The 23,531-nt window shown below is 70.0% G+C and carries 24 protein-coding genes; 7 read left to right on the top strand and 17 right to left on the bottom strand.

The window, feature by feature from the left end; genetic code table 11:
- Window positions 1-14: 14 nt before the first annotated feature.
- The 6 genes from AB5G72_RS15655 to AB5G72_RS15630 form a co-directional block, all read right to left on the bottom strand.
- Complete coding sequence (locus AB5G72_RS15655) at window positions 15-1,340, bottom strand: ABC transporter substrate-binding protein (protein ID WP_440220349.1); 1,326 nt, start codon at window positions 1,338-1,340, stop codon at window positions 15-17.
- A gap of 73 nt (window positions 1,341-1,413) precedes the next feature.
- Window positions 1,414-2,256, bottom strand: coding sequence for a carbohydrate ABC transporter permease (locus AB5G72_RS15650; RefSeq protein ID WP_067717172.1), 843 nt, complete (start codon window positions 2,254-2,256; stop codon window positions 1,414-1,416).
- On the bottom strand, window positions 2,253-3,218 hold the full coding sequence (locus AB5G72_RS15645; protein ID WP_440220348.1) for a carbohydrate ABC transporter permease: 966 nt from the start codon (window positions 3,216-3,218) through the stop codon (window positions 2,253-2,255). The genes AB5G72_RS15650 and AB5G72_RS15645 overlap by 4 nt, the downstream gene beginning before the upstream one ends.
- Window positions 3,219-3,367: 149 nt before the next feature.
- Window positions 3,368-4,309, bottom strand: a complete 942-nt coding sequence (locus AB5G72_RS15640; RefSeq protein WP_154831090.1) for a L,D-transpeptidase — start codon at window positions 4,307-4,309, stop codon at window positions 3,368-3,370.
- Window positions 4,310-4,416: 107 nt separating this feature from the next.
- A complete protein-coding gene (locus AB5G72_RS15635; protein ID WP_440220347.1) occupies window positions 4,417-5,334 on the bottom strand; it encodes a L,D-transpeptidase in 918 nt (305 codons plus the stop codon).
- Between the two features lie 552 nt (window positions 5,335-5,886).
- Window positions 5,887-6,801 carry a hypothetical protein gene (locus AB5G72_RS15630; protein ID WP_440220346.1) on the bottom strand — a complete coding sequence of 305 codons (915 nt, stop codon included), beginning with the start codon at window positions 6,799-6,801 and terminating at the stop codon, window positions 5,887-5,889.
- Between the two features lie 99 nt (window positions 6,802-6,900).
- On the opposite strand from AB5G72_RS15630, the gene AB5G72_RS15625 reads away from it, so the two are divergent.
- Window positions 6,901-7,428 carry a DUF1990 family protein gene (locus AB5G72_RS15625; RefSeq protein WP_440220345.1) on the top strand — a complete coding sequence of 176 codons (528 nt, stop codon included), beginning with the start codon at window positions 6,901-6,903 and terminating at the stop codon, window positions 7,426-7,428.
- Here the strand turns inward: AB5G72_RS15625 and AB5G72_RS15620 are convergent.
- Window positions 7,425-8,084: a TetR family transcriptional regulator gene (locus tag AB5G72_RS15620; RefSeq protein ID WP_440220344.1), complete on the bottom strand. Its 660-nt coding sequence runs from the start codon at window positions 8,082-8,084 to the stop codon at window positions 7,425-7,427. The genes AB5G72_RS15625 and AB5G72_RS15620 overlap by 4 nt on opposite strands.
- A 91-nt stretch (window positions 8,085-8,175) precedes the next feature.
- Here AB5G72_RS15620 and AB5G72_RS15615 point away from each other — a divergent pair, with 91 nt between their 5' ends.
- Entirely contained in the window at window positions 8,176-8,724 is a 549-nt protein-coding gene (locus tag AB5G72_RS15615) for a DUF2020 domain-containing protein (RefSeq protein WP_440220343.1), read from the top strand.
- Between the two features lie 47 nt (window positions 8,725-8,771).
- On the opposite strand, the gene AB5G72_RS15610 is transcribed toward AB5G72_RS15615, so the two are convergent.
- The 5 genes from AB5G72_RS15610 to AB5G72_RS15590 all read right to left on the bottom strand — a co-directional run bounded on the left by AB5G72_RS15610 (window position 8,772) and on the right by AB5G72_RS15590 (window position 11,468).
- Entirely contained in the window at window positions 8,772-9,374 is a 603-nt protein-coding gene (locus AB5G72_RS15610; RefSeq protein WP_253002547.1) for a TetR/AcrR family transcriptional regulator, read from the bottom strand.
- Between the two features lie 97 nt (window positions 9,375-9,471).
- Entirely contained in the window at window positions 9,472-9,744 is a 273-nt protein-coding gene (locus AB5G72_RS15605; RefSeq protein ID WP_440220341.1) for an Rv0909 family putative TA system antitoxin, read from the bottom strand.
- Window positions 9,745-9,846: 102 nt separating this feature from the next.
- On the bottom strand, window positions 9,847-10,125 hold the full coding sequence (locus AB5G72_RS15600; RefSeq protein WP_067717194.1) for a GlsB/YeaQ/YmgE family stress response membrane protein: 279 nt from the start codon (window positions 10,123-10,125) through the stop codon (window positions 9,847-9,849).
- Window positions 10,126-10,284: 159 nt separating this feature from the next.
- Window positions 10,285-10,575: a GNAT family N-acetyltransferase gene (locus AB5G72_RS15595; protein ID WP_067717198.1), complete on the bottom strand. Its 291-nt coding sequence runs from the start codon at window positions 10,573-10,575 to the stop codon at window positions 10,285-10,287.
- The gene (locus tag AB5G72_RS15590) at window positions 10,572-11,468 is read right to left on the bottom strand and encodes a universal stress protein (RefSeq protein ID WP_154831083.1); all 897 of its coding nucleotides are present in this window, start codon (window positions 11,466-11,468) and stop codon (window positions 10,572-10,574) included. The genes AB5G72_RS15595 and AB5G72_RS15590 overlap by 4 nt, the downstream gene beginning before the upstream one ends.
- 256 nt (window positions 11,469-11,724) lie before the next feature.
- Between AB5G72_RS15590 and AB5G72_RS15585 the strand changes: the two genes are divergently transcribed.
- Genes AB5G72_RS15585 through AB5G72_RS15575 form a run of 3 tightly spaced genes read left to right on the top strand, consistent with a single transcriptional unit; the run spans window position 11,725 to window position 16,130 of the window.
- Window positions 11,725-12,723 (top strand): pseudouridine synthase, encoded by a 999-nt coding sequence (locus AB5G72_RS15585; protein ID WP_440220340.1) that lies wholly within the window; start codon window positions 11,725-11,727, stop codon window positions 12,721-12,723.
- 27 nt (window positions 12,724-12,750) lie between these two features.
- A complete protein-coding gene (locus tag AB5G72_RS15580) occupies window positions 12,751-13,521 on the top strand; it encodes an ABC transporter ATP-binding protein (protein WP_440220339.1) in 771 nt (256 codons plus the stop codon).
- Window positions 13,521-16,130: an ABC transporter permease gene (locus AB5G72_RS15575; RefSeq protein WP_440220338.1), complete on the top strand. Its 2,610-nt coding sequence runs from the start codon at window positions 13,521-13,523 to the stop codon at window positions 16,128-16,130. The genes AB5G72_RS15580 and AB5G72_RS15575 overlap by 1 nt, the downstream gene beginning before the upstream one ends.
- Before the next feature lie 46 nt (window positions 16,131-16,176).
- On the opposite strand, the gene AB5G72_RS15570 is transcribed toward AB5G72_RS15575, so the two are convergent.
- Window positions 16,177-16,776, bottom strand: a complete 600-nt coding sequence (locus AB5G72_RS15570) for a TetR/AcrR family transcriptional regulator (RefSeq protein WP_069390120.1) — start codon at window positions 16,774-16,776, stop codon at window positions 16,177-16,179.
- A gap of 185 nt (window positions 16,777-16,961) precedes the next feature.
- Complete coding sequence (locus tag AB5G72_RS15565) at window positions 16,962-18,203, bottom strand: fatty acid desaturase family protein (RefSeq protein ID WP_206473025.1); 1,242 nt, start codon at window positions 18,201-18,203, stop codon at window positions 16,962-16,964.
- Between the two features lie 296 nt (window positions 18,204-18,499).
- Here AB5G72_RS15565 and AB5G72_RS15560 point away from each other — a divergent pair, with 296 nt between their 5' ends.
- A complete protein-coding gene (locus AB5G72_RS15560) occupies window positions 18,500-18,640 on the top strand; it encodes a hypothetical protein (protein WP_167492364.1) in 141 nt (46 codons plus the stop codon).
- A gap of 130 nt (window positions 18,641-18,770) precedes the next feature.
- Here the strand turns inward: AB5G72_RS15560 and AB5G72_RS15555 are convergent, their stop codons facing one another.
- Window positions 18,771-19,631 (bottom strand): mycofactocin-coupled SDR family oxidoreductase, encoded by an 861-nt coding sequence (locus AB5G72_RS15555; RefSeq protein ID WP_069390118.1) that lies wholly within the window; start codon window positions 19,629-19,631, stop codon window positions 18,771-18,773.
- A 99-nt stretch (window positions 19,632-19,730) separates the two neighbouring features.
- Between AB5G72_RS15555 and AB5G72_RS15550 the strand changes: the two genes are divergently transcribed.
- Window positions 19,731-21,200, top strand: a complete 1,470-nt coding sequence (locus AB5G72_RS15550) for an NYN domain-containing protein (protein ID WP_253002543.1) — start codon at window positions 19,731-19,733, stop codon at window positions 21,198-21,200.
- Window positions 21,201-21,232: 32 nt separating this feature from the next.
- Here AB5G72_RS15550 and AB5G72_RS15545 read toward each other — a convergent pair whose 3' ends face one another.
- Together AB5G72_RS15545 and AB5G72_RS15540 are read right to left on the bottom strand one after the other, a co-directional pair.
- Window positions 21,233-22,873 carry a DUF222 domain-containing protein gene (locus AB5G72_RS15545; RefSeq protein WP_440220337.1) on the bottom strand — a complete coding sequence of 547 codons (1,641 nt, stop codon included), beginning with the start codon at window positions 22,871-22,873 and terminating at the stop codon, window positions 21,233-21,235.
- 153 nt (window positions 22,874-23,026) lie between these two features.
- Window positions 23,027-23,521, bottom strand: coding sequence for an SRPBCC domain-containing protein (locus AB5G72_RS15540; protein WP_440220336.1), 495 nt, complete (start codon window positions 23,519-23,521; stop codon window positions 23,027-23,029).
- Window positions 23,522-23,531: the final 10 nt, after the last annotated feature.

Genomic DNA, 23,531 nt, shown 5'->3' with positions numbered 1-23,531 from the left:
CCGGCGGTGACCGGTCAGCCGTTGAGCTTCGGCTGGATCTGGGTCTCGATGATCTGCGCGGTCTCGTCCTGCACCTGCTGCATGGTCTCGCGGATGTCGGCGCCACCGAGGACACGGTCGAACGCGCCACCGATGCGCCTACCACCGTTGGGTACCAGGACACGGGCGTTGTCCTGAGGCCGGGTGTGCGCGAGCTGGTCGATCGCGGTGACCGCCTGCGGGGTCTCGGACAGGTAGGCCTTGATCTCCTGCGCCTCGCGGGCGGACTTACGGACCGGCATGTACCCGGTTCCCTGCGCGAAGGTCGCCGTCGACTGCGTGTTGGTGAGGAAGTCGATGAACTTCATGGCGTTGAGCTTGCGCTCGTCGGAGATACCGGCCGGGATCGCGACGCCCGCGCCGCCGGTCGGGCAGGAGTTCTTCTCGGCCGCCCCGGGCAGGAAGGCCGTGCCGAACTCGAAACCGGCGTTGGTCTCGGCGGTGGCGAGCGAGCCGGTGGAGGCCAGTGCACACGCGGCGAGACCGGATCCGAACTCGACGATCGAGTCGGCGGAGACCACCAGGAAACCGTCGTCGTCGAGCTTCTTGATGTACTCCATGCCGCGGATGGTGCCGTCGTCGGTGAAGGTCGGGGTCCAGTCGCGGGAGAAGGCGCCGTCGAAGTCCCAGATGATGTTCTGCCCGGTCCAGTCCATGTAGTTGGAGCCGTCGTACATCGCGATGGCGTGCTTGCCGTCCCCGATGGCGTCCTGTAGGCGGGGTGCCCACTCCGCGAACTCGGTCCAGTTCTCCGGGCCGCGGTCGGGCAGCCCGGCGGACCGCCACACCTCCTTGCTGTAGTAGAACAGCGGCGTCGACCGCGCGAAGGGCACGCCGAAGTTGTCGCCCTCGAGGACGTAGTCGCCCAGCAGGGCGTCGACGTAGTCAGCGGTATCGACGCCGGCCTCGGTGAACAGGTCGTTCAGCGGGGTGATCTGCCGGTTGAGCGCGAAGTTGAACCAGGTGACGTCGGAGACCACGACGACGTCGGGCAGCTCGCCGCCGGTGAGTGCCGCGTTGAACTTCTGGGCGACCTCCTCGTAGTTCTTCCCGCCGTCGACGAGGTTGACCTTGAGGCCCGGATTCTCCGACTCGAACGCCGCGATGATGTCGGTCTCGAGTGACTTGGAGTCACCGGGGTGGTTGGACCAGAACGTGATGGTGCCGGTGTCGCCGCCGGAGGCGGTTCCGCCCGACTCACCGGATGTGTCGCCGCCCGCGCCCGCGCAGGCGGTGAGGGTGGTGGCGGCCGCGGTGGCGCCGAGGACGCCGAGGAATCCGCGACGGTTCATGGGGTTCATTCGTGTCGGACCTTTCGTTGCTGCCGGACCGGTTCGGCCCGACGGGATTGGAGGTGGGATCGCGCGGAGTGGGTCATCCCTTCACCGCGCCGGAGGTCAGGCCCTTGATCATGTGGCGCTGGAGGATGAGGAACACGACGAGGATCGGGGTGATGGTGAGCACCGTGGCGGCCATGACCATCGGCCAGTCGGTGTAACCGCCGTCGGTGTTGACGAGGCGGGCCAGCCCGACCTGGAGCGGGGCGACGCGGTCGTCGGAGGCGATGAGGAATGGCCAGAGGTACTCGTTCCACTCGTTGACCACGGTGATGAGCGCGAAGGCGACCAGGGTGGGCCAACTCATCGGCAGTACGACCCGGAACAGCAGCTTGAGGTGCCCGCACCCGTCCATGCGCGCGGCCTCGATGATCTCGTACGGCAGGGTCAGGAAGTGGTTGCGCATGAGGAAGGTGCCGAACGCGACCCCCGCCAGCGGGATGATGATGCCCTGGAAGGTGTTGATCCACCCGAGCTGCGCCACCAGTGCGTAGTTGGAGATCACCGTGATCTGGTTGGGCACCATCAGGGCCGCGAGCACGACCATGAACAGGACGGACCGACCTGGGAAGCGAAGGAAGACGAACGCGTAGGCGCTGAGGACCCCCAGCGTGATCTTCACGATGCTGAGCAGGCCGGTGATGACCACCGAGTTGGTGAAGTACCGGAGGAACGGGACCTCGGAGAGCACCTGCGGGTACGCGTCACCGGTCAGCGGGGACGGCCACCACACCGGCGGCTGGACGTAGACCTGGTTGTCCGGTTTGAGGGAGGTGACGACCACCCAGAACAGCGGGAGGCCGATGACCAGCAGGACGAGGATCATCACCGCGTACCCGATGATCCTGGTCGGCGTGGAGCCTGCGCGGACCGTGCTCATCGGGCGTTCCTGTCCATGACGCGGACCTGGAGGTAGGTGATGACCAGCAGGATGAGGAACATGATCGTCGCGACCGTGGCCCCGTAGCCGGCCCGGAAGTTCTGGAAGGTCTCCTGATAGACCTGGAAGACCATGGTCGTGGTGGCGTTGCCCTGGGGCCCACCGCGGGTCATCACGTAGATGATGTCGAAGACCTGGAGCGAGTTGAGCATCACGGTGATCGACAAGAAGAACGTCGTGGGGCGCAGCATGGGCAGTGTCACCGAGCGGAAGGTGGTCCACCGGCCGGCGCCGTCGATCTCGGCGGCCTCGTAGAGCTCTGCGGGTTTGGCTTGGAGCGCCGCCAGATAGATGACGAACGAGTAGCCCAGGTTCTTCCAAATGTAGGTGATGGTGATCATCGCCAGCGCCCAGTCGGGGTCCTGGTAGAAGTCCGGCACCGGGAGTCCGACCATTGTGAGCAGTGCCGAGACCATGCCGAACCGGGGATCGAAGATGAACTGGAACGCCACGCCGATGGCCGCCCCGGCGATGACGAACGGCGCGAACACCGCCGAGCGCACGATGCCGCGACCGATGAGCTGCTGGTCGAGCAGCAGGGCCAGGGCCAGCCCGAGCACCATGGACCCCACGACGGCCGAGACGGTGAACACGCCGGTGTTTCGCAGGATCAGCCAGCTGTCGTCCCGCCCGAACCACTCGACATAGTTGGCGACCCCGACGAATGTCGAGGTGGGCGAGGAGATGTTCCAGTCGAAGAAGCTGAGCCGGAAGTTGTCCAGCAACGGTCGGTAGGTGAACACGCCGAGCAGTGCCAGGTTGGGCAGCACCAGGGCGACGAAGAGTGCCTTCTCGCGGAACAGTCCGCCCGCCCGGGCCCGGCGCCGGGCCGGGCCGCGCTCGGCGAGGTCAGGGGGAGCGGTCGCCGGGTGCCCGTCGACCGGGGAGGACAGAGTCTGCACGCTGTGCAGCCTGGCCGGGAGAGGTGAACGGGTCCTTTCCGGACGATTGACCGCCGGTGGCCCGGCGAGGTCTAACCGGTACAGGTGTTGAAAAGCATGATGTCCCCACGCTTTTCATTCCGGACGGCCGGGCCGCCGGCGAGCGGGCGTCAGTAGTTCCAGTCGCCCTGGCCGTCGAACGCGCCGAACGGGCGGCCGGGGCCGTTCTTGACGATGAACGGGTCGCCGTTGCGGCTGGTGTCGTAGTACCAGCGGGCGTCGGCGGGGCTGACGTTGATGCAGCCGTGGGAGACGTTCCGGACCCCCTGGTCGGCGACCGACCACGGTGCGGAGTGGATGTAGATGCCGTCGTAGGAGAGTCGGACGGCGTCGTTGATGATCGAATCGTACCCGCCGTCCTCGATGCGCAGACCGAACGTCTCGGAGTTCATGCGGACCTCACGGCCGCGCTGGCCGGTGTAGTAAGTGCCGTTGTAGGTCTCCCAGCCGGGCCGTCCGGCGGAGGCCCGCATGGTGCGGATGTGCTGGCCGTTGCGGGTGACGGTGACGAGCTTGGTGCGGTCGTCGAACTCGGCGATCACGGCGTCGCCGGTCCGGAACGACTGCTGGCGCTTGCCGCCGGCCCACACGGTGACCGAGGTGTTGACCGGCCAGAACTCGTGGGGCCGCCAGCGCACCTCGCGGTCGTTCACCCAGTAGAACTTGCCCGGGACCGCCGGCTCGGTGCGGATGCCGATCGTGGCCTCGGCCCGCGCCCGGTCGCGGATGGGGCGGTCGAAGAAGAACATGACCGGCTGCGCCACGCCCACGATCTCGTTCGGGGTGGGGAAGATGTCGACGTTGCCGTACTCGGGCGTCGGCCGCGCGGGCCCGATGACCGGGTAGGTCAGCACGGGCATCGCGGCGACGCCCGGGATGGTCGGGGTGTACAGGGGCGCGTTCTCGAGCTGCGGCACCCCGGGAGGGCTCAGCGGCATGACGGACTGGGCCTCGGCGGTCGGGGCGGTGCCCGCGCCGACCGACACCCCCATGAGGAGCGCGATCGCGGCGAGGACCGCGGCGGCCACCGAGGGGCGGGAGGAACGGGTCATGTGAGGGGCTCCTGAGGGCGGCGGGGGATTCTCTAAGCGTTACGACAGAGTTCTACGCGAGTATATCGTGCGTCACAACCGAAGTGTTTCCCACCGGCCGTCGGCGATCAGTAGTTCCAGTCGCCCTGCCCGTCGAAGGCACCGAACGGGCGGCCGGGACCGTTCACGACGATGAACGGGTCACCGTTGCGGGTGTTGTCGAAGTACCAGGCCGCGTCCTCGGGGCTGACGTTGATGCAACCGTGCGAGACGTTGCGGACGCCCTGGTCGGCGACCGACCACGGTGCCGAGTGGATGAAGATTCCGTCGTAGCTCAGTCGCACGCCGTTCTCGACGGTCGTGTCGTACCCGCCGGCGGTTCGGTCCAGGCCCCAGGTCGAGGAGTCCATGCGCACCTCGCGGGCGCGCCAGCCGTTGTAGTAGACGCCGTTGTGGGTCGCGTAGGCGTCGCGGCCGGCGGAAGCCTTCATGGTGCGCACCACCTGGCCGTTGCGGGTGACGGTGACGGTGTGGGTGGCGTCGTCATAGGTCGAGATCACCGCGTCGCCGGTGCGGAAGACGGTCTCACGCCCTCCGGCCCACACGGTGACGGAGGTGCCCGCGGGCCAGAACTCGTGTGGTCGCCAGCGCAGTTCCGAGTCGCCGACCCAGTAGAACTTGCCGTCCACGGCGGGCGCCGTGCGGATTCCCACCGACGCCTCGGCGCGGGCACGGTCGGCGACGGGCTGGTCGAACCGGATCATCACCGGTTGCGCGACGCCCACCGTCTCGCCCGAGGTGGGATAGACGGAGGCCACCCCGGTTTCCGCCGTGGTCCGTCCCACGGCGGGGACGGGCATGGTGAGCACGCCGGTCGATCCGCCGACCGCGGGCAGTGGTGCGGACTCGAGTCCGAGCGCACCGACCGAGCCGGTGGATCCGGTGGGGCCGAGGAGTGACTGCGCGGAGGCGGAGGGGGAGAGGCCGACGACGACGAGGCAGGCCGTGGCCAGAAGCGTTGCGAAGGACCGGGTGCGGCGCGACATCGTTCTCCTCGAAAGCGGGTGCCGCGGCGGGCGGCGACAGCGGGGGTCGCGTGAGGGCGGACAGCCAACCCCACGCATCACATAAGTAACATCAGTAACAGTACATATCAGGTGCCCGGCCTGTACATCTCCGAGCGCGGGCGGGGATCACGGTGGGTGCCCGCTCCGCCGGGGACGCGCACCGACCCGGCCGGGTACCTTTCCAATGTTCGTTGGTATCGCCGCGGGGAGAACCGCTGGTAGATCCATGCGGCTTCCGTCGTTGAGCGAAAGTCAGCGGAGAAACGCCTGATCATGGGCTTGATCGAACGGCAGCTGCAACATAGGGTCATCTCAGTCACCGCCGAGGGGTGGGTGGCGAAGTGAAGTGGTTGCTGAGGGGCTGCGACTTCACGTAACGAGGGGCCGGTCTTGCCGACCGGGGCACCTGGGGGGTGCCGACCCGCAGCCGAGAGGCAGCGTGGAGGCCGGATCGTACGCGATCTGCCAGATGGAGGGACGGCGTCGGATGCTGAGGGGCTCCGGCGCCGTTCCCGTCATTTCAGCCCACTTCTAGCCGACGATCTCCCGTGCCACGCGGTGCAGCCCGGCCAGCGCGACCGCCTCGGTCTGCGGTGATCTGGGCGTCTCGGGCCTGAGCATGGTGATGTGCCACAGTTCGTCGCCGGAGACCAGGATTGTGTGCACCTCGACGCCGCCGCCGGTGGGTGCCGCCACGCAGTCGATGTGCATCGTGTCGGGCCGGGGCCCGACCATGGCAGGTGCCCCGGGCGCGCCCGGGGCCGTCAGGCCGGCCTCCGCGGCGCCCGCTCCGCGGATCTCCGAGCAGGCGTACCTGGCGCCCAGCAGTGTGGCCTGACCCGCGAGCGCGGCCCGGGCACCGTCGCGGGGGGTGACGACCCCGGCGGCGACGGTGTCGGGGACGACGTCCGGATCGAAGGCCGGCGGGGTGGTCGTCGCCGTGGTCGCCGAGGTCGTCATCGACGCGTCGGTCGTGGCCCCCGCAGCCGTGGTCTCCGCACCTTCCGTGTCCGCCGATCCCGTATCCGAGACCTCGGCGGCGTCGGAGTCGGTGTCCGTCGCTTCGGCATCGGTCGTGCTGGTGCCGGCCAGCCCGGCTTCATGCCTCTCGGGTGACCCCGGGCCGCCGTAGGTGCACAGCAGCCCCAGGTCGCCGGAGCCGGTCGGATCGACCACCGGCATGTCGGCACCGGTGAGGTCGATGATCTCCTCGGTGGTCAGGTCGAGGAGTTCGCAGGCGTTGAGTCGCTCCTCGGGCGCGGGCCGACCCTCGACCATCGCGGCGGCGACGTCGTGCCGGGGATTCGGGGTGAGCCTCGGCGGGCCCGCGTCACCCGAACCGGGGCCCGTGGCAGTGCATCCGGCGACAGTCACCGTGGCCGCCAGGGCGACGAACCCTCCGGCGAGACGGCGTCCGCGCGCCGGACGGGGTCGCTGCGATCGCATGGCCCGATCCTACGGGTCGGCCCCACGGCCATGACCCCGACGTCCGGCGTTCACCGCGCGTGCGCGGCCCGCTCATCTCGCTCGGCGACACTGCCGGGTGTGGAAGCGAGACGCGGGCGGGACGCGCAGCCGCTGCCGGGGCCCGCACTCGGCTACCGGCGTTCGGACCTGCACGAACACGGGAGACCTCCCGGGGGGTGGAGGGAGGTCATCGCCCACGCCGTGCTCGGCGAGGGCGTCGCCCTGTTCGACGGGGCCGCGGACGATCTGCTGAGTCTGACCGCCCACGCCCGCGCGGGGATCAGGACGGCCCCGGCGGATCCGCCTCTGGCATCGGACCTCGTCGTGCTCGACGGGCCGATGCGTGGACCCTGCCGACTGGTCGACCTGATCGACGAGTCGCTCCGGCAGGGCGTCGTCGTCGGCACCCTCGAGGGCAACACCGCGGTGGCCGAGCACCGCTGCCACCTCGACCTGCACCCCGGGACGGACGAGGTCACCGTCACCGTCCGGACGGTGTGGCGGCCGCGCACCTTCTCGGTGCTTCCCGGCGCCGCGGGCCGCGAGGCGCGCGCCTACGAACGCATGGGCGACCGCCTGGTCCGGATGCTCGGCGGGGCTTTCTAACCGGGCACGGCGCCGTCGGGGGCAGCCGGGCCTCTGGCGACGTCGGTCGGCTCGGTCACCGAGCCCCGGATGGCATCGAACGATTCCCGGATGCGGTATTCGAGCAGGGATCCGGGCTCGTCGGTGCGCCACCGTTCCACGGCGATGCGGAGGATCGCGATCGACGCGGCCGCCACCGTCGCGGCCTCCACCGAGTCCGGTTCCCGCCCCTCCCGGCGCGCCACCAGGGACGCCAGCTCCTTCTCGTTGCCCGCCAGGATCTCGTAGACCTGGGTCCGGACGCTCGCCTCCCGGCGCCACATGTCGTGGAATCGGTCGAAGGCCCGGCTCTGCCGCCGTGCGTTGGACACCTGGTGCCACATGAGCCGTGAGAGGGCGGTCATGGTGGACACGCTGCGGTCGGTGAGGAACTCCCTCACCGCGTCGCGACCGGCGGGGGGAGTGTCGGGGATGCAGGCGGCGGCCTTCGACGGGAAGTAGTTGAAGAACGTCCGCCGCGACACGTTGGCGGCTCTGGCGATCTCGTCGACCGTCACCGCGTCGAGTCCCCGCTCGATGACCAGATCGACCGCGGCGGCGGAGATCGCACCGCGCAGGTCGCGGCGGCGGTCCTCCGCACGGTCGGCGCCCGGCGCGATGCCGGTGGAGTCGCTCATCTCCCACCTCCCGGTGCCGTCGCCGTGTCGGGCGGTCAGCCGCACCGCCACGGTCAACAGTACTGACCGACGCGGCATCTATCCTGGCGGTATGCGCACACCCGTCTCCCCAGCCCTCGTCGCGGTGTCGGCGGTCTTGCTCGGCGCTCTCGCCGGGTGCGGCGGCGGCTCCGGGCCGGCCCCTGAGATGGGTACCATCCGGACCGCCCCTCCCGAGACGACCGAGCCGGAACTGCCGCCGGTCGAACCGGTCTCGGATGCCGAGTGCCCGTACCTGTCCGCCGACGAGGTCACACGACTCAGCGGCCAGCCGGTCACCGACGTGCGGACTGACGACGGCGTGGAGCCCGCGGCCTGCTTCTTCTACGACTCGAGCGGCGAGGTGCAGCTCACGACCACCGTGTATTCGGTCGCGTCCCCGGAGCGGGCGGCGGAGCTGGTGGAGGAGTCGGCGCCCTCCGACGAGGCCGAACCCTCGCAGGCGGAGGGAGGCTGGAGCGGCGGCCGTACGGTGGGGCTGGGCGGTGCGCTGGTGGTCCTGTCCCGCGACGCCCGGGTGCTGGCCGTGCAGTCCACGCAGGACGACCCGACGACGGCCCAGCGGATCGCTGACGTCACCGCGCCGCGGGTGGCGGGCTGACCCGCCGCGCGGGGATCACGTGCAATGGGGATCACGTGCAGTGGGTATCACGTCGGGTCGGTGACCATCCCCAGGATGAGCTCGGCCATGCTGCGGGCGGTCATCGCGGTGGTCCGGACCTCGCCGAGCATCGCGGCGGTCACCGAGCCGTCGTGGAGGAGCGCCAACCGGTCTGCCAGGTCGGTGATGTTGTCCGGATCCTCGAGGCCCATGCCGGCGAGCTCGGAGCGCAGGGTCTCGGCGACCCACTGGCGCTGATCGACCACGGCGGCGCGGATGGCGCGCTCGCCGTCCGTCGCCGGGCTGGGGAACTCGATCGCCGCCGCGAGGTGGCAGGACCCGGGCATGGCGGGCTCGACCTGCTCGCGGACGATGTCGAACAGTGCCAGGATGCGGCCCCGGGCATCCGGGGCGAGGTCGGCGCGACGCCGCCACAGGTCACGGTCCCGTTCGGCGACCGACCGCAGGTAGGCCACGACGAGCTCGTCCTTGGACCCATAGGTGTTGTACAGGCTGGCCTTGGCCACCCCGGCCTCCCGCAGGATCCGGTCGATCCCGACCGCACGGATCCCGTCGGTGGAGAACAGACGGGTCGCCGTCGCCAGGAGCCGCTCCCGCGGCCCGGGCTTGGTCGACCGTGTGCTCGTCACGGGGTACACACTATCGGCAGTGACCGCCGACACCACGGGGCCGGCGCCGCGCGCGGCGGACACCGGCCCCATCGCCTGACGGTGCGGTCGATGACGGTCAGGCCGGGGGTCGACCGTCGGCCGGCGGGCGGCTGTGCTGCGACGGGTCCGGGTCCGGCGTCGGGGTGCCGTCCGGGGCGTCCGGGTTGTCGGGTGCGTCCGCGGTGCGACCGGTGAGGAATTCGCCGGCCTTCTGCTGTGCGGTGTCGGTGTGCTGGGCGTGCTTGCCGCCGGTGCGCTTGTCGAACGCGTCGCCCGCCTTCTGAAGCGCCGACTCCACCTTGTCCGGGTTCTTGCGGGCGAGGTCCTTGGCCTTGTCGAACAGTCCCATGTCGGACTCCTTCCATTCGGGGTGATGCAGACGGACGGCCCGGCCCCGACGAGGGGCCGGGCCGTCCGGATGATGCGGTGTCTCTGGTGCCTGGCGCCCGGGTCAGACCCTGGTGCGTCCGCGCCCCTTGACGGCGGAGACGATGAAGATGACCAGGATCGCGCCGATGATCGCGGCGACGAAGCCCCAGATGGAGAATGCCTCCGGCATGCCACCGCCACCGGTGACGAGCGAGACGAGGAGGCCGACGATGAAGGCGCCGATCACGCCGGCGAGAACGTTGGCGACGAGGCCCATCTGTGCGTTCTTGCCCATGATCATGGAGGCGATCCAGCCAGCGAGGCCACCGACGATGATCCAGGAGATGATGCTCCACAACATTGTGGTTGTCCTTTCCCGAGAGTCGTACTCGGCCCGGGACGGGCCGCTCTCTCAGGAGAACACGACACCGACACGAAAGCTTCCGGTAGGGCGCACGGTGGCGTTAAACGTCGCTCACTCGTTACCGGTCCGTGTCCGCCGGGCCACCCGCCCGCGGCCTCAGGCGATCTCCGCGGCCTCCGGGTGCTTCTGGATGTATCCCGCGACGAACGAACACGACGGACGCACCCGCAGTCCCTCCTCCCGGGTCACCTGCAGCGCCTCACCGACCAGCGTCCCGGCGAGACCGCGCCCACCGAATTCGGACGCGACCACCGTGTGGGGGAACTCCCGGACGCCGTCCGTGCCGTCGGAATAGTCGGCGAAACCCGCCACCACGTCGTCCACGAGGATCTCGAATCGCCCGGCGGCGGTGTCACGCCGAACCTGAACGTTGTCCTCGCTGCTCATGAGTGCGATTCCGGGCGGACGACCATCACCGGGCACGGGGCCGCCTGCAGGAGCGCCCGGGAGGTGGAGCCGAGGACCATGCCCGTGAACCCGCCCCGCCCGTGGGAGCCGACGACGACGAGCTGGGCGTTCTCGGCCTGCTCGACGAGCGCCCGGACCGCACGATCGCGCGTGACGAACCGCTGCACCTCGACATCGGGGTACCGATCCGAGAATCCCGCCAGCCGCTCCGACAGCGTCTGGAGCTGCTGCTGCTCGAGTTCCTTCCAGTCATCCTCGGTGAGGGAGATCCCGGCCGCCGCGGCCTGCACCTGCGGATCCATCCAGGTGTGCACGGCGACGAGGGGGGCGGACCGCGCGGAGGCCTCGGCGAACGCCCACTCGGTGGCCTTGGCGCTGACCTCGGAGCCGTCGATCCCCACGACGACCGGGCCGCTGCGGTTCAGGTCGTCCGTGTCCTCCCGGGTCACCACGACCGGGCAGAACGCGTGGCTGGCCACCGCCGCCGACACCGAGCCGAGCACCATGCCCTTGATCCCGCCCAGGCCGCGGGAACCCAGGACGATGAGCTTGGCCTTGCGCGAGTAGTCGATGAGCACCTGCGCGGGGTTGCCCTCGACGATCGCGTGCGACACCTCGATGCCGGGCGCCACCTTGGCCGCGGTCTCCCGGGCCTTCTCGATGATGGGCGTGCACTCCCGCTCCAGCTCGTCGTAGACGGGCTGCGGAGGGATCATCCCCTCGGCGAACATCGCGGCCGGCATCGTGTAGCTGGTCACGAGGAGCAGCGGGATGCGGCGGGTGGCGGCGGTGTTGGCGGCGTACGCGACTGCACCGGTGGAGGCGGCGGAGCCGTCGACGCCGACGACGACGGTGTTCTCGAGGGAAGCCATGGCCCCGACCCTACCGCCGGGATACGACACCGGATCGCGGTTTGGGAGTGGGCCGTCTAGAGCTGGTCCGGGAACGGGGCGTTGGCCGGGTAGGCCATGTTGAAACTCCCCTGGAACGCCGGGAGGACGACACGGCCCGGGCCGAAGAGGAAGAAGTCGACGACGACGTCGATCATGGGCGCTCCCGAGTGTTCAGAGTGGTGCAAGGGATAGATGGTGCTCGAGTGAGTGTAGCCCACCGACTAGGCTCGTGGACGTGTCCAGCTCGAGACGCCGTGGGCGGCCCCTCCCGTTGCGGAACGGTGTCGACCCGGTCCGGATCCGGCTGGCCGACCCCGGACAGGGGCCCCGCAGCATCCCCGAGGAGTTGCGCCGACGCTTCCCCGATCGGCTCGCCGAGCTCACCGTGGCCATCGAGGCGGGGCAGGTCGTCACCGCCGACGGGGCACCGGTCACCGCCGCCACCCGGCGGCACCGGGGGATGGACGTGTGGATGTACCGGACGCCGGAGCCGGAGATCCCGGTCCCGTTTGAGGTCGAGGTCCTGCACGCGGACGACCGCCTCGTCGTCGTCGACAAACCCCACTACCTCGCCACGACCCCCCGCGCGGGGCACGTCACCGAGACCGCGCTCGTCCGGCTCCGGCGCGATCTCGCGCTGGACGACCTCGCGCCCGCCCACCGCCTCGACCGGCTCACCGCCGGCGTCCTGGTCTTCACCGTCGATCCCGCGCACCGCGGCGCCTACCAGGAACTCTTCGCCGCCCGCCGGGTCACCAAGACCTACCTGGCGGTCGCGACCGCCCCCGACGGGGTTCCCGCCGAACGGCAGCGGTCCAGCCGGATCGTCAAGACCCGCGGCGTCCTGCAGGCGGCCGAGGTCGACGGCGAGCCCGACGCCCACACCCGCATCACCCTCCTGGGCACCCGGGGGGACGGGGCCGGGCGGATCGGGCTCTACCGGCTCGAACCCACCACCGGCCGCACCCACCAGTTGCGCGTGCACATGAACGCCCTCGGGACCCCGATACTCGGCGACGACCTCTACCCCCGTGTGCTCGACGTTGCCCCCGGCGACTTCTCGACACCACTGCAGTTGCTGGCCGAGTCGATCGCCTTCACCGACCCCGTCTCCGGTGAGAATCGCGAGTTCGCCACCCGGCGGACCCTCGACGCCTGGACCCGTGAGCAGGATCAGGGTGGACACCCGGGCAATCCCCCATCGGCTTCCGATCCGAATTCCTGCAAGCTTTAGATCGACCACCATGATCCGAGGGAGCACATGACCACCCAGGCCGAGACCCACCAACATGGCGGCGAGCCGCACTCCGCGGCCGCCGTCGCCACCGACCTCGTCATGACCTACGGGGAGGGCGAGACCGAGGTCCGTGCACTCGACCACGTCAGCGCGACCTTCGAACGCGGACGGTTCACGGCGATCATGGGCCCCTCCGGCTCGGGCAAGTCGACCCTCATGCACTGCATGGCGGGACTGGACCGGCCGACCTCCGGGTCGGTGCGGATCGGCGATACCGAGATCGTGGGGCTGGCGGACAAGGAACTGACGGCGCTGCGACGCGACCGCATCGGATTCGTGTTCCAGTCCTTCAACCTCGTCCCGACCCTGACGGCCGAGGAGAACATCACCCTGCCCCAGGACATCGCAGGCCACAGCATCGACCGGGCCTGGTTCGACGAGGTGATCGGCCGGCTGGGGATCGCCGACCGGCTCTCACACCGGCCGTCCGAACTGTCCGGCGGTCAGCAGCAGCGCGTGGCGTGCGCCCGCGCCCTCGTCGGCCGCCCGGACATCCTGTTCGGTGACGAGCCCACCGGCAACCTCGACTCCACCTCCTCGGCCGAGGTCCTGGCCATCCTGCGCAGCGCCGCAGACGACTTCGGTCAGACCGTCGTGATCGTCACCCACGACCCGCGCGCCGCCACCTACGCCGACCGCGTCCTGCTGCTCGCCGACGGCCGGGTCGTCCGCGAGCTCGCCCACCCCACCGCCGACGAGATCCTGGCGGCCATGGGCGCCCTCGAGGAGCGGTGATGGCGGCCAGGCACGCCTCCGGGCACGCCGGACCCGCCGGCGGGGGGCGACACGAGTCCGCCCACGCCCCGCGCCACACGCGCCCGATGCTGCGCGTGTCGCTGCGCAACATCGCCGCCCACAAACTCCGCCTGGTGCTGTCCGTGCTGGCGGTGGTCCTGGGCACCGCGTTCGTCACCGGCTCGCTGGTCTTCACGTCCACCCTCAAGAGCACCTTCGACGGGCTGCTCGACCAGGGCACCGCGGACCTCGCCGCGATGATCGAACCCGAGGACCCCCGCGGGGCGGGCGTGCCGTTCGAGGTGGCCGAGCAGGTGCTCGACCTGCCGGGCGTCGAGGCGGCCATGCCCGGCGTGTCCGGCACCGTGGTGCTGTTCAACGCCGACGGCACCCCGTACCAGTCCGGCGGCGCGCCGTCCGAGGGCCTGGCCTGGATCGATCCCGACGACGCGGTCGGCGAGAGCAGCTGGATCACGGACGGCCGCGCCCCCGCCGCCGACGACGAGGTCGTCCTCCCCGAGACCGTGCTCACCGCCGCCGGCCTCGCCGTCGGCGACTCCGCCGAGGTCTACACCACCGGGCAGGGCGTCCTCGACGTGACCGTCGTGGGTGCCTACGCCAACGAGACCGACATCGGCGGGTACGTGGGCGTCGGGTTCTCGGAGGAACGCGCCCGCGCCCTGTTCACCGACGGCGAGAACGCCTCCAACGTCTCCGTCCGCGCGGAACCGGGCGTGAGTCAGGAGGAGGTCCGCGACACGATCGCGGCCGAGTTCCCCGACTACGAGGTCCGGACCGGCGAGGAGATCAAGGAGCGACTGTCCGAGCAACTGTCGACCGTCCTCGACTTCATCAACTACTTCTTCGTCGCGTTCGGGCTGATCGCGCTGCTGGTCGGCACGTTCATCATCTACAACACCTTCTCCATGCTCGTCGCCCAGCGGCTGCGGGAGCTCGCCCTGCTGCGCGCGATCGGCGCCTCCCGCGGGCAGCTCACCCGATCGGTGATGGCCGAGGCCGCCGTCACCGGGCTCGTCGGCTCCGGGATCGGCGTGGTGGTGGGCTTCGGCCTGGCCCAGCTGATCTTCGTGGCGCTCGAGGCCTTCGACCTGGGCATCCCGTCCGGCGCCCTCTCGCTCACCCCGATGTCGGTCATCACGCCGCTCGTGCTGGGCTTCGTCGTCACCGTCTTCTCCGCCTGGGCGCCCGCCCGACGCGCCGGACGCGTCGCCCCGGTACAGGGCATGCGAGTCGGCTCGGCCACCACCGAGGCCGGCGGCGGATGGCGCACCTCCGTCGGCCTGTTCGCCGTGGTGAGTGGCCTCATGCTCGCGGTGATAGGTACCTGGCAGGAGACGACGCGGGACGGTGCGATCACGGTCGGTGTGGGTGCGGCCGCGCTGATCATCGGCAGTTTCCTGGTGATGCCCGCGCTCGCCAAACCGATCGCCGGTGGCATCGGCAGGGTGATCGGCGCACCGTTCGGCGCGGTCGGCAAGCTCGCCGCCACCAACGCCGGACGCAATACCCGCCGGACCGCCGCGACCGCGTTCGCGCTCACGCTGGGACTGACCCTGGTGGCGGCGTTCGGAACCCTCGGCGCCACCACGAAGGAGAGCGTCAGCGGCGTCATCGACCAGGACATCAACGCCGACGTCGTGGTCCAGGGCGTGGCGTCCCAGGGCCCGCCGACCCCGCTGCCCGGCGGCATCGAGCAGCAGATCGCCGACGTCGACGAGGTCGGTGACGTGGCCTGGCTGGCGTTCGCGTTCGCCCAGCTCGCCGGGGAACCGCAGGCGCTGTCCGCCGCCGGCGGGCCCGTCGGCGAGATGATCGACGCCACCGTGGTCGACGGTTCGCTCGACCCCGGCCCCGACTCGCTCGTCGTGTCCCGGACCGCCGCCAGGGACAAGGGGTGGACGATGGGCGCCTCCGTGCCGCTCGTCGCGCCCGACGGCAGTGAGAGCACCCTCCGGGTCACCGGGATCTACGAGGACTCCCAGATCCTCGGGCAGTTCTACACCGGGATGGACGTCTACGAACGCCTGGTGCCGGAGAACCTGCGGTCGACCTTCAACGTGCTCGTCGCGGCGGATGACGGGGTGAGCGAGGACGAGGTCCTCGCGGCGGTGACCGACGAGCTCACCGACATCCCGATCGCGATGGTCCAGAGCAAGCAGCAGTACATCGACACCCAGACCGGCGGGATCGACCAGCTGTTGACGATCATCTACGCGCTGCTGGGGCTGGCCCTGGTCATCGCGGTCCTGGGGATCGTCAACACCCTCGCCCTGTCGGTGATCGAGCGTCGCACCGAGATCGGGATGCTCCGCGCGGTGGGCATGCAGCGCTCGCAGGTCCGCCGCACGATCAACCTCGAGTCCACGCAGATCGCCGTGTTCGGCGCGTTGATCGGCGCGGCGGTGGGCGTCTACCTCGGCTGGGCGTTCGTCACCGTGCTCGCGGACAGCGGACTGACGGAGACGACGATCCCGTGGGGCAGCATCGGCGTCGTGCTGGCGGCCTCGGCGGTCGTCGGGGTCCTCGCGTCGTTGTGGCCCGCGCACCGGGCCGCCAAGACCGACCCGCTCGAGGCGATCTCGGACTAGCCGCGGGTGCCGCGCGCGGGTGACGCCCGCGAGGGTGGCGCCCGCGCTAGCGGCGGAGGCCGAAGAGGTTGCGGGGACCGCGGTGCTCGTGGCGGGCGAGCACCGCGCCCAGCACCTCGGCGTCATGCTTGTGGTCGACCTCGACGCCGGCCAGCCTGCCGACCGTGCGCTCCCACAGCAGGCCCTCGTACACGGTCAACAGGTCCAGGGCGGCGGTGGCCGGGTCGCGTAGCCCGGCGGCGTCGAGCGCGCCCACGAGGTCGCTCGGATCGAGCAGTGCGGCCACGAGGTCCGTGGTGTCCTCCTTGCCGGCGAGTTCGACGATCAACGCCGACCTGGCCGCCAGCTCACCGCGGTAGTCGGCCAACAGTCCGTCGACCATGCGCGTGAGCATCCCCAGCACGTCGTCGGCGTCGGAGGACGCCAGTTCCTGGATCCCCGAGACCTCGACGAACCCCCTCAGCAGCGAGGTGAGCCGGTCGACGGTGAGGGTGAGCAGCTGCGCGCGGGTGCGGCAGTAGTAGGAGGTGGAGCCCGAGGGCAATCCCGCCTCCGAGTCCACGGCGCGATGGGTGAGGGCACGGACCCCGTCCCTCGCCACGACCTCGATCGCGGAATCGGCGATGAGCATGCGCCGGTCCTCCATGGGGGCTCCCGTCGTCGTGTTCCACGGACATTCAGCTCGACCGGTGTAGTGCCGGACGTCGACGGGTCCCGCCGACTCGAGCGACAGCCTATCGCCGTACGGGGCCGTCGGCGTCGGAATCACGGACGCCCCGGCACCGGGCTCCGGTGCCGGGGCGTCCCTGGCGTCGATCCTGCGGCCGCTGGTCAGGCCACGGCGGCGACCTTGCGGGCCCGCCGCGTGGCGCGGTGGTGCTGCAGCGCGGTCTTCAGGCCCGCCCGCTGACCCTCCACGGCCGGCAGCGGCTTGGGCAGGTCGGCGAACATCCGCTCGGAGTGGGTCTCCGGCGCGTCATCGGTCGTGTCGCGCAGCATGTGGTTGGGCAGCGACAGCTTGGCGATGGTGCGCCAGGTCTTGAAGTACTGCACCGGCAGGGGACCGGCCACGTAGGGCAGGTCGTACTTGCGGCACACCTCACGTACCCGGATGGACGCCTCCGCGAGCCGGTTGGACGACATGTCCGGGTAGATGTGGTGCTCGATCTGGTACGACAGGTTGCCGGACATGAAGTCGACGACCGGACCGCCGGTGATGTTGGCGGAGCCGAGCATCTGCCGCAGGTACCACTCCGCCTGCGTCTCGTTCTCCACGTCCTTCTTGGTGAACTTCTCGGCACCGTCGGGGAAGTGGCCACAGAAGATCACCGCGTTGGTCCAGACGTTGCGGATCCCGTTGGCGACCAGGTTGGCGGTGGCGGTGGACTTCCACCCCTTGCCGGACAGCAGCGGGTAGAAGACGTAGTCCTTGGCGAGCTGACGGCCGGCCTTCTTGGCGAAGAGCGAGAGCTTGCTCATGGTCTCGCGACGGTCGTCACGACCCTTGGCGACCTTGCCCAGCTCGAGGTGCTGGATCCCCACGCCCCATTGGAACAGCAGCGCGAGGGCCGCGTTGTAGGCGATGTTCCCGTAGTAGAAGGGGTGCCAACGCTGGTCGCGGGTCACCCGGAGAACGCCGTACCCCACGTCGTCGTCCAGGCCGACGATGTTGGTGTACTTGTGGTGGATGTAGTTGTGGGTCTGCTTCCAGTGCTCGGCGGTGCCCACGATGTCCCACTCCCAGGTGGTGGAGTGGATCTCGGGGTCGTTCATCCAGTCCCACTGCCCGTGCATGATGTTGTGGCCGAGTTCCATGTTCTCGACGATCTTGGCGACACCGAGGGTGCCTGCGCCGATCGCCCAGGCCGTGCGGTTACGCGAGCCCACGAGGAGCAGTGCACGGGCCGCGATCTCGAGTCCCCGCTGGAAACGGATCGTATTGTGGATGTACGCGGCATCTCGCTCGCCGAGGGAGCCGATGATGTCCTGACGGATCTGCTCGAGCTCCGCGCCGAGGGCTTCGATGTCGGACTCGGAGAGGTGCGCGAATTCCGGGATGTCGGTGATGGCCATGAAGCTACGGTACCGTAACTTACGGTCGCGTAGGTGCGTTCGGTTGCGTGGGTCACAATTTCGGTGTGCGGTGAGCTGATCGATCACCGCCCAGTTGTGGTGTGGCCGAGGACTCTTTTCCGGCGCCGAAGCGTGCGTGGCCTGCGCGGGAGTTCGACGATGTCACGCCGGACATCACGGTTGTGTAACGTCGAGCGGGTTCGTGACGACATAGATGGCGTTACGTGGGGTACAGACACGACGCCCGATACCGCAGTACGACTCAGTACGCAGCAGTAAATACGAGGGGATACATCATGAGCAACGCCAACGACATCTTCCTGCAGGCCATCCAGCCGGTCATCGACATCTTCTGGTCGCTGGTGTGGACCGCCACCGGTTCGACCATCAGTGTTCCCCGTCCGACCGCTCCCGCGGGCACTCCCGAGTCGGTCTGATCCTTTCGAGCGCCGGGTTCATCGCCCGGTGATCTCCGCGGCAGCCCGCCCCTCGCTCGAGGGGCGGGCTGCCGCGTTTCATCCGGTCGGCCGGGTGGGTGGCGGTGGTGGCAGCGGCCGTGCCGCCGGCTCAGAGGCCGAACTTCTCGCTGCCACCCAGGTCGATCGGGATGGAGGCGCCGGTGATACCCGCGCCCGCGTCGCTGCACAGGTAGACGGCCATGGACGCGATCGCCGACGGCTCGACCCACGGCTGCGGCATCTGGTTCATGCCGCTGAAGGTCTCCGCGGTGTCCTCGAGCGTGGTGCCCTGCCCGCCCGACATCATGGCGATCATCGAGGGGTTCTCGATCATCGGCGTACGGACGTTGCCGGGGTGGATCGAGTTGCACCGGACGCCTGAGAACCCGAGCTCACCGGCGAGGGCCTTGGCGAGTCCGCGCACGGCCCACTTGGACGTCCCGTAACTGGCGGTGAAGGAGCCGCCCCGCAGTCCCACCATCGAGCTGATCAAGACCACTGAGCCGCCGCGCCCGGTCGTCAGGATGTGGGGGATCGCCACCGTCGTCGTCACCCACGTGCCCTTGAGATTGATGTCGAGCGTCGTGTCCCACTCCTCCTCGCTCCGCTCCCAGGACGCGGCGGGCTGGGGCGAGACCCCGGCATTGGCCACGACGAAGTCCAGGCCGCCCAGCTCGGCCACCGCGGCGTCGACGGCTGCACGCATGCCGGGAAGGTCCCGAACGTCGACCTCCCCGGTGATGCAGCGCCTGCCGAGCGCGCGAACGGACTCGGCGGTGGCCTCGAGGTCCTCCGGATTGGCCATCGGGTAGGGGACCGTCTCGATGTCCCGGCACAGGTCGAGAGCGATCACGTCACATCCGGCGGCGGCGAACGCCTCGCAGTGTGCGCGCCCCTGGCCGCGTGCGGCGCCGGTGACCAGCACGACCCTTCCGCTCAGATCGGCCTGGGTGGGGACGGCTTGCGACATCGGGGCTCCTGACGTGGTTCGGCAGCGGACCCTGCGGGGCCGCCCGCCCTGCGGCATGCTGGAAGTCAACGTAGACAATCAGAACAGGTAGTGATCATCATGCTTGAACGAACTCTGGTCCTCGTGGATACCTCGTATCTACTGGCTAGCTTTTACAACTCGTGGGAGGAGGGTGCGCGCGGCCAGTTGGAGATATCCCTGGCCACGGTCGTGCACCGTTTAGACCATGTAGCCCACGGTCTGGTGGACCAGCCGGTCCAGCGCCAGAACTGGTATGACGGCATCCCGGACTCCGGCCCGCACCGGTATCAGCGCACTCTCCGTGTGATCGAGGGCGTGCAGCTGCGCGCCGGCCAGTTGATCGAGTGGGGTGAGAGACGAACCCAGAAGGCGGTCGACACCCTCCTGGTCGCGGATATGATCCAGGCCGCCTACAAGGGTCAGTGTTCGGACATGGTCCTGGTCACCGGGGACGCCGACATGATCCCCGGCGTGCGGGTTGCCGTGGACGCCGGTGTCCGTATGCACCTCGTCGGTTTCGGCTGGGATTCGATCTCCTCTGCGCTGCGACACGCCTGCGACACCACGACCGTGCTCGATCCCCGCACCGACTTTCACGACGCCATGCAGATCAGGGTCCTCGAGGGCCCCATCCCCCCGAAGGTCAGGACCCCGACGGCGCCTCCGGTGCATCCGGGGGAGGACGCCCACGAGACCGAGGAGTCGGTGGGGATGGCCGACGTCGTCCTGCGCTCGGATCGCGCCTCGGCCACCTCGGTGGCCGACGAGACCCGCCTGACGGCCGCCGAGGAGGAGCGTGCGGCCGATGCGGAGGAGCTGGCGGCGGACGAGCAGGAGTGCGCGGCGAGGGCCGAGTCCGAGTCCCCCGCACCGGACGCTGGGGAGCCCGCGCAGAAACCAGCCGAATCGCCGACGGCCGGAAAGGTCCCCACGCCCGGCGCGCCGTCGAAGCCCGAGAGTGCACAGAACCCGGGGCCGTCGCCCGCGCAACTGGCCAAGCAGAGCGACAAGCCCGAGAAGGCAGAGAAGCGTGACAAGGTGGGCGAGCCCGAGCGGGCCAGCCGGACTGAGGCGTCCCCCGAGGCTTCCCCCGATGCCGCCGAGGCCCACCCGGGCACCCAGCCCCCGGCGCAGTCCTCCCGGGTCGCTCCCCAGTTCGCGGGCTCGGTCCAGAAGCCCTCGGACCCCGGTGCGGATTCCAACGGGTCGTCCCGGCCGAACCCCTCGATGATGGCTCCCCATCGTCGGCCATTGCGGTCGAAGTTCGTACCGCTCCCGGACGAGGTCTGGACCTCGTCCGGTGAGCAGACCCCCTTCGACGTGGGTCAGCAGTACGCAACGTGGTGGTACGAGCGGGCCGCCACGGAGAGTCAGCGGGACCAGGCGCATCTCCTCTCGGGCGGCGTGCTTCCCCCGGGGATCGACCGCCCGTTGTTGCAGTTCGCCTGCCAGATGCTCAACGAGTTCACTCTGACGGAAGCCCAGCGGGTTCGCCTGCGAGACGGGTTCCACGAGGGGATCCGGGCAGTCCTGCTCAAGCACCGCTGACTCCTTCCCGCCCGCCGCCCGCCGCCCGCCGGTCAGAAGGGCGGTGGGTCGGGGTCGTGGTGGTGGTCGGGTGGGGTGTCTGGTGGTGGGGCCATGGCGTTGGCTTTGCGTTCGGCGGCCAGGCGCAGAGCGCGTCGGTACCAGTGGGTGCTCTGGGGTCGGGGGTCGAGCCAGGGTCGGCGTGGGGGCGGGATGTCGCTGCCGCTGCCGGCCTTGGTGTCGGTCTCAGCCCCGGTGTCGCTCTCGCTGGTGTGGTGGCGCCAGCGGGCGAGGGGGCCGTCGGGGTGGGTGGTGAGGGTGTGTCCGGTGTCGGTGGTGACGGTCAAGGTGCCGTCGGGGGCGAGTGTGTAGTGCCAGCCGTGGAAGGTTTTGAAGCGGTGGTGGTTGCGACACAGGGCGGCGAGGTTGTTCTCGAGGGTCAGTCCGCCACTGGTGGGATCTGTGTGGTTGAAGGGGCGAATGTGGTCGATGTCGCAGGCGTCGGCGGGGACGGAGCAGCCGGGGTGGCGGCAGGTGCCGTCGCGTAGGCGGATGCGGTGGGCCAGTCGGTCGCTGATGCGGTAGCGGTGGGCGTGGTGGGGGTTGTCTGCGGCGCCGGGTGCGGTGTCGGGCACGGTGATGGTGGCGCCGGTGCTGCGGGTGAGTAGTTCGATGAGGGCGTCGATGGTGGCCGGGCCGCCTCGGGGGAGGTAGACCTCGGGTTCGCCGTCGGGGCCGGGGGGTGCGAGCACGGTGATGGTGGGGCGGATCTGGGTGGCCGGCGGGCGGTGACCCGCACCCGCACCCGCGCCCGCGCTCGTACCCGTGCCTTCGCCTGTGCTGCTGTCGGTGCCGGTGTCGGGGTGGCCGAGGATGGCGGTGACGAGGGCGTCGGCGCGCAGTTCGTCCATGCTGCGGATGGTGTCGGTGTCGAGGGTGTCGGCGCCGTGGCGGTGGGTGGTCTCGACGCGGGTGCGGGTGTCGCGGTGGCGTTGGTCGGTGGCCCTGGTCTGCAGCAGGGTGTGGATGGCGAAGGCTTCGGTGGCGGTGAGGTGGGCGGCGAGGTCGGCCATGCCGTCTGGGCCGCGGCGCAGGGTGATGCGGCGTTCGCGGACCGCGGCGGTGCGGCGCAGGCGTACGCCGTCGGGGTCGTGGGCGGCGATGATGCGGTCGGTGTGGGCCAGGATTGCGTCGCGTCCGGGGCGTCTGCCGGCGGCGAGGGCGGCCAGGAGCCAGTCGATGACCTCGCGGTGGACGTCGTCGCGGTGCAGGGAGTCCACGGTGCGCATGTGGCGTGCGAGCAGGGTGGCGGTGGCTTCGTCGAGGCGGCCGGTGTCCATGGCCTCGACGAGGGAGGGGAACTTGGTGACCAGGGTGATGGCCAGGGTGAGCAGGCTGCGGGCGCGGTTGTGGTGCACGCCGTAGGCGGCGACGATCTCACTTGTGGCGATGGTCAGTGGGTCGATGACGGCGTGTTCGGGGCGTTGGTCCAGGCCGGGGCCGTAGCCGGCGGCGATGTCGCGCAGTTCCTGTTCCTCGCGGCAGGTGGCCCACAGGTCGTGGCAGGCGCGCAGTCGGGCGGCGGCCGCGCGGTTCTCGGCGTTCAACGCGGCCAGGGCCGCGGAGCTGGCGGCGGTGACGGCGGGACTGCCGGCCACCGCTCCGGCATCATCCCCGGTGGTCGTCTCCCGCATGTGCACCCCCTTGCCGGCGGTTGCCCGCCACGACCCTGCTTCGCCTGTGTGTTCGATTGAGGAAACACTAGCAAGGGGGTCCGACATGAGTCTCTCACCTGCGAAAACAGGTGGAGGTCGCGCAATCGACGACCGCAGCGGCGGCCAACCGCCTCAGCCGCGCAGCAACGCCCGGTAGTGGTCGGCCAGGGCGGGGTGGTAGTCGGGGGAGAAGCGCAGGGCCTCCGGATCACGGCCCGCCTCGGCCTCGACCAACCGGTCCAGATAGAAGTCCCACCCGGGACCGATGTCGGACGCGGACTCGGCGTCCGCGATGTCCTGTTCCAGGGAAATGGTGACCTCGTCGTCGTCGCCCTCGATGCGCACGGTGACCACCCAGCCGTCCGGTCCGATCCTGACGACGACGAGGTTCGGTGCCTCACACCGCAGTACCTCAACGGTCTCTGCGGGTGAGCCCTCCTCGGCGCACATCGTCATCTCGACGGTGCCCGACGCCGGGTCGCCCGACCACGACCCGATCCAGCGTGCGGTGCGGGCCGGATCGGTGACGGCCGCCCACGCCTGGTCACGGGACATGGGCAGCCGGCGGGGGAACACCACGGCGCCCGACGAGGCGAGGTATCCGGAGGCCCGGGGTGTGGCGGTCATGGCGACTCCT

This window comes from Dietzia sp. MNB45 (assembly GCF_051994785.1).
In the GTDB taxonomy this organism is placed as follows: Bacteria; Actinomycetota; Actinomycetes; order Mycobacteriales; family Mycobacteriaceae; genus Dietzia; species Dietzia kunjamensis.
This window is presented reverse-complemented; position numbering and strand designations above follow the sequence as displayed.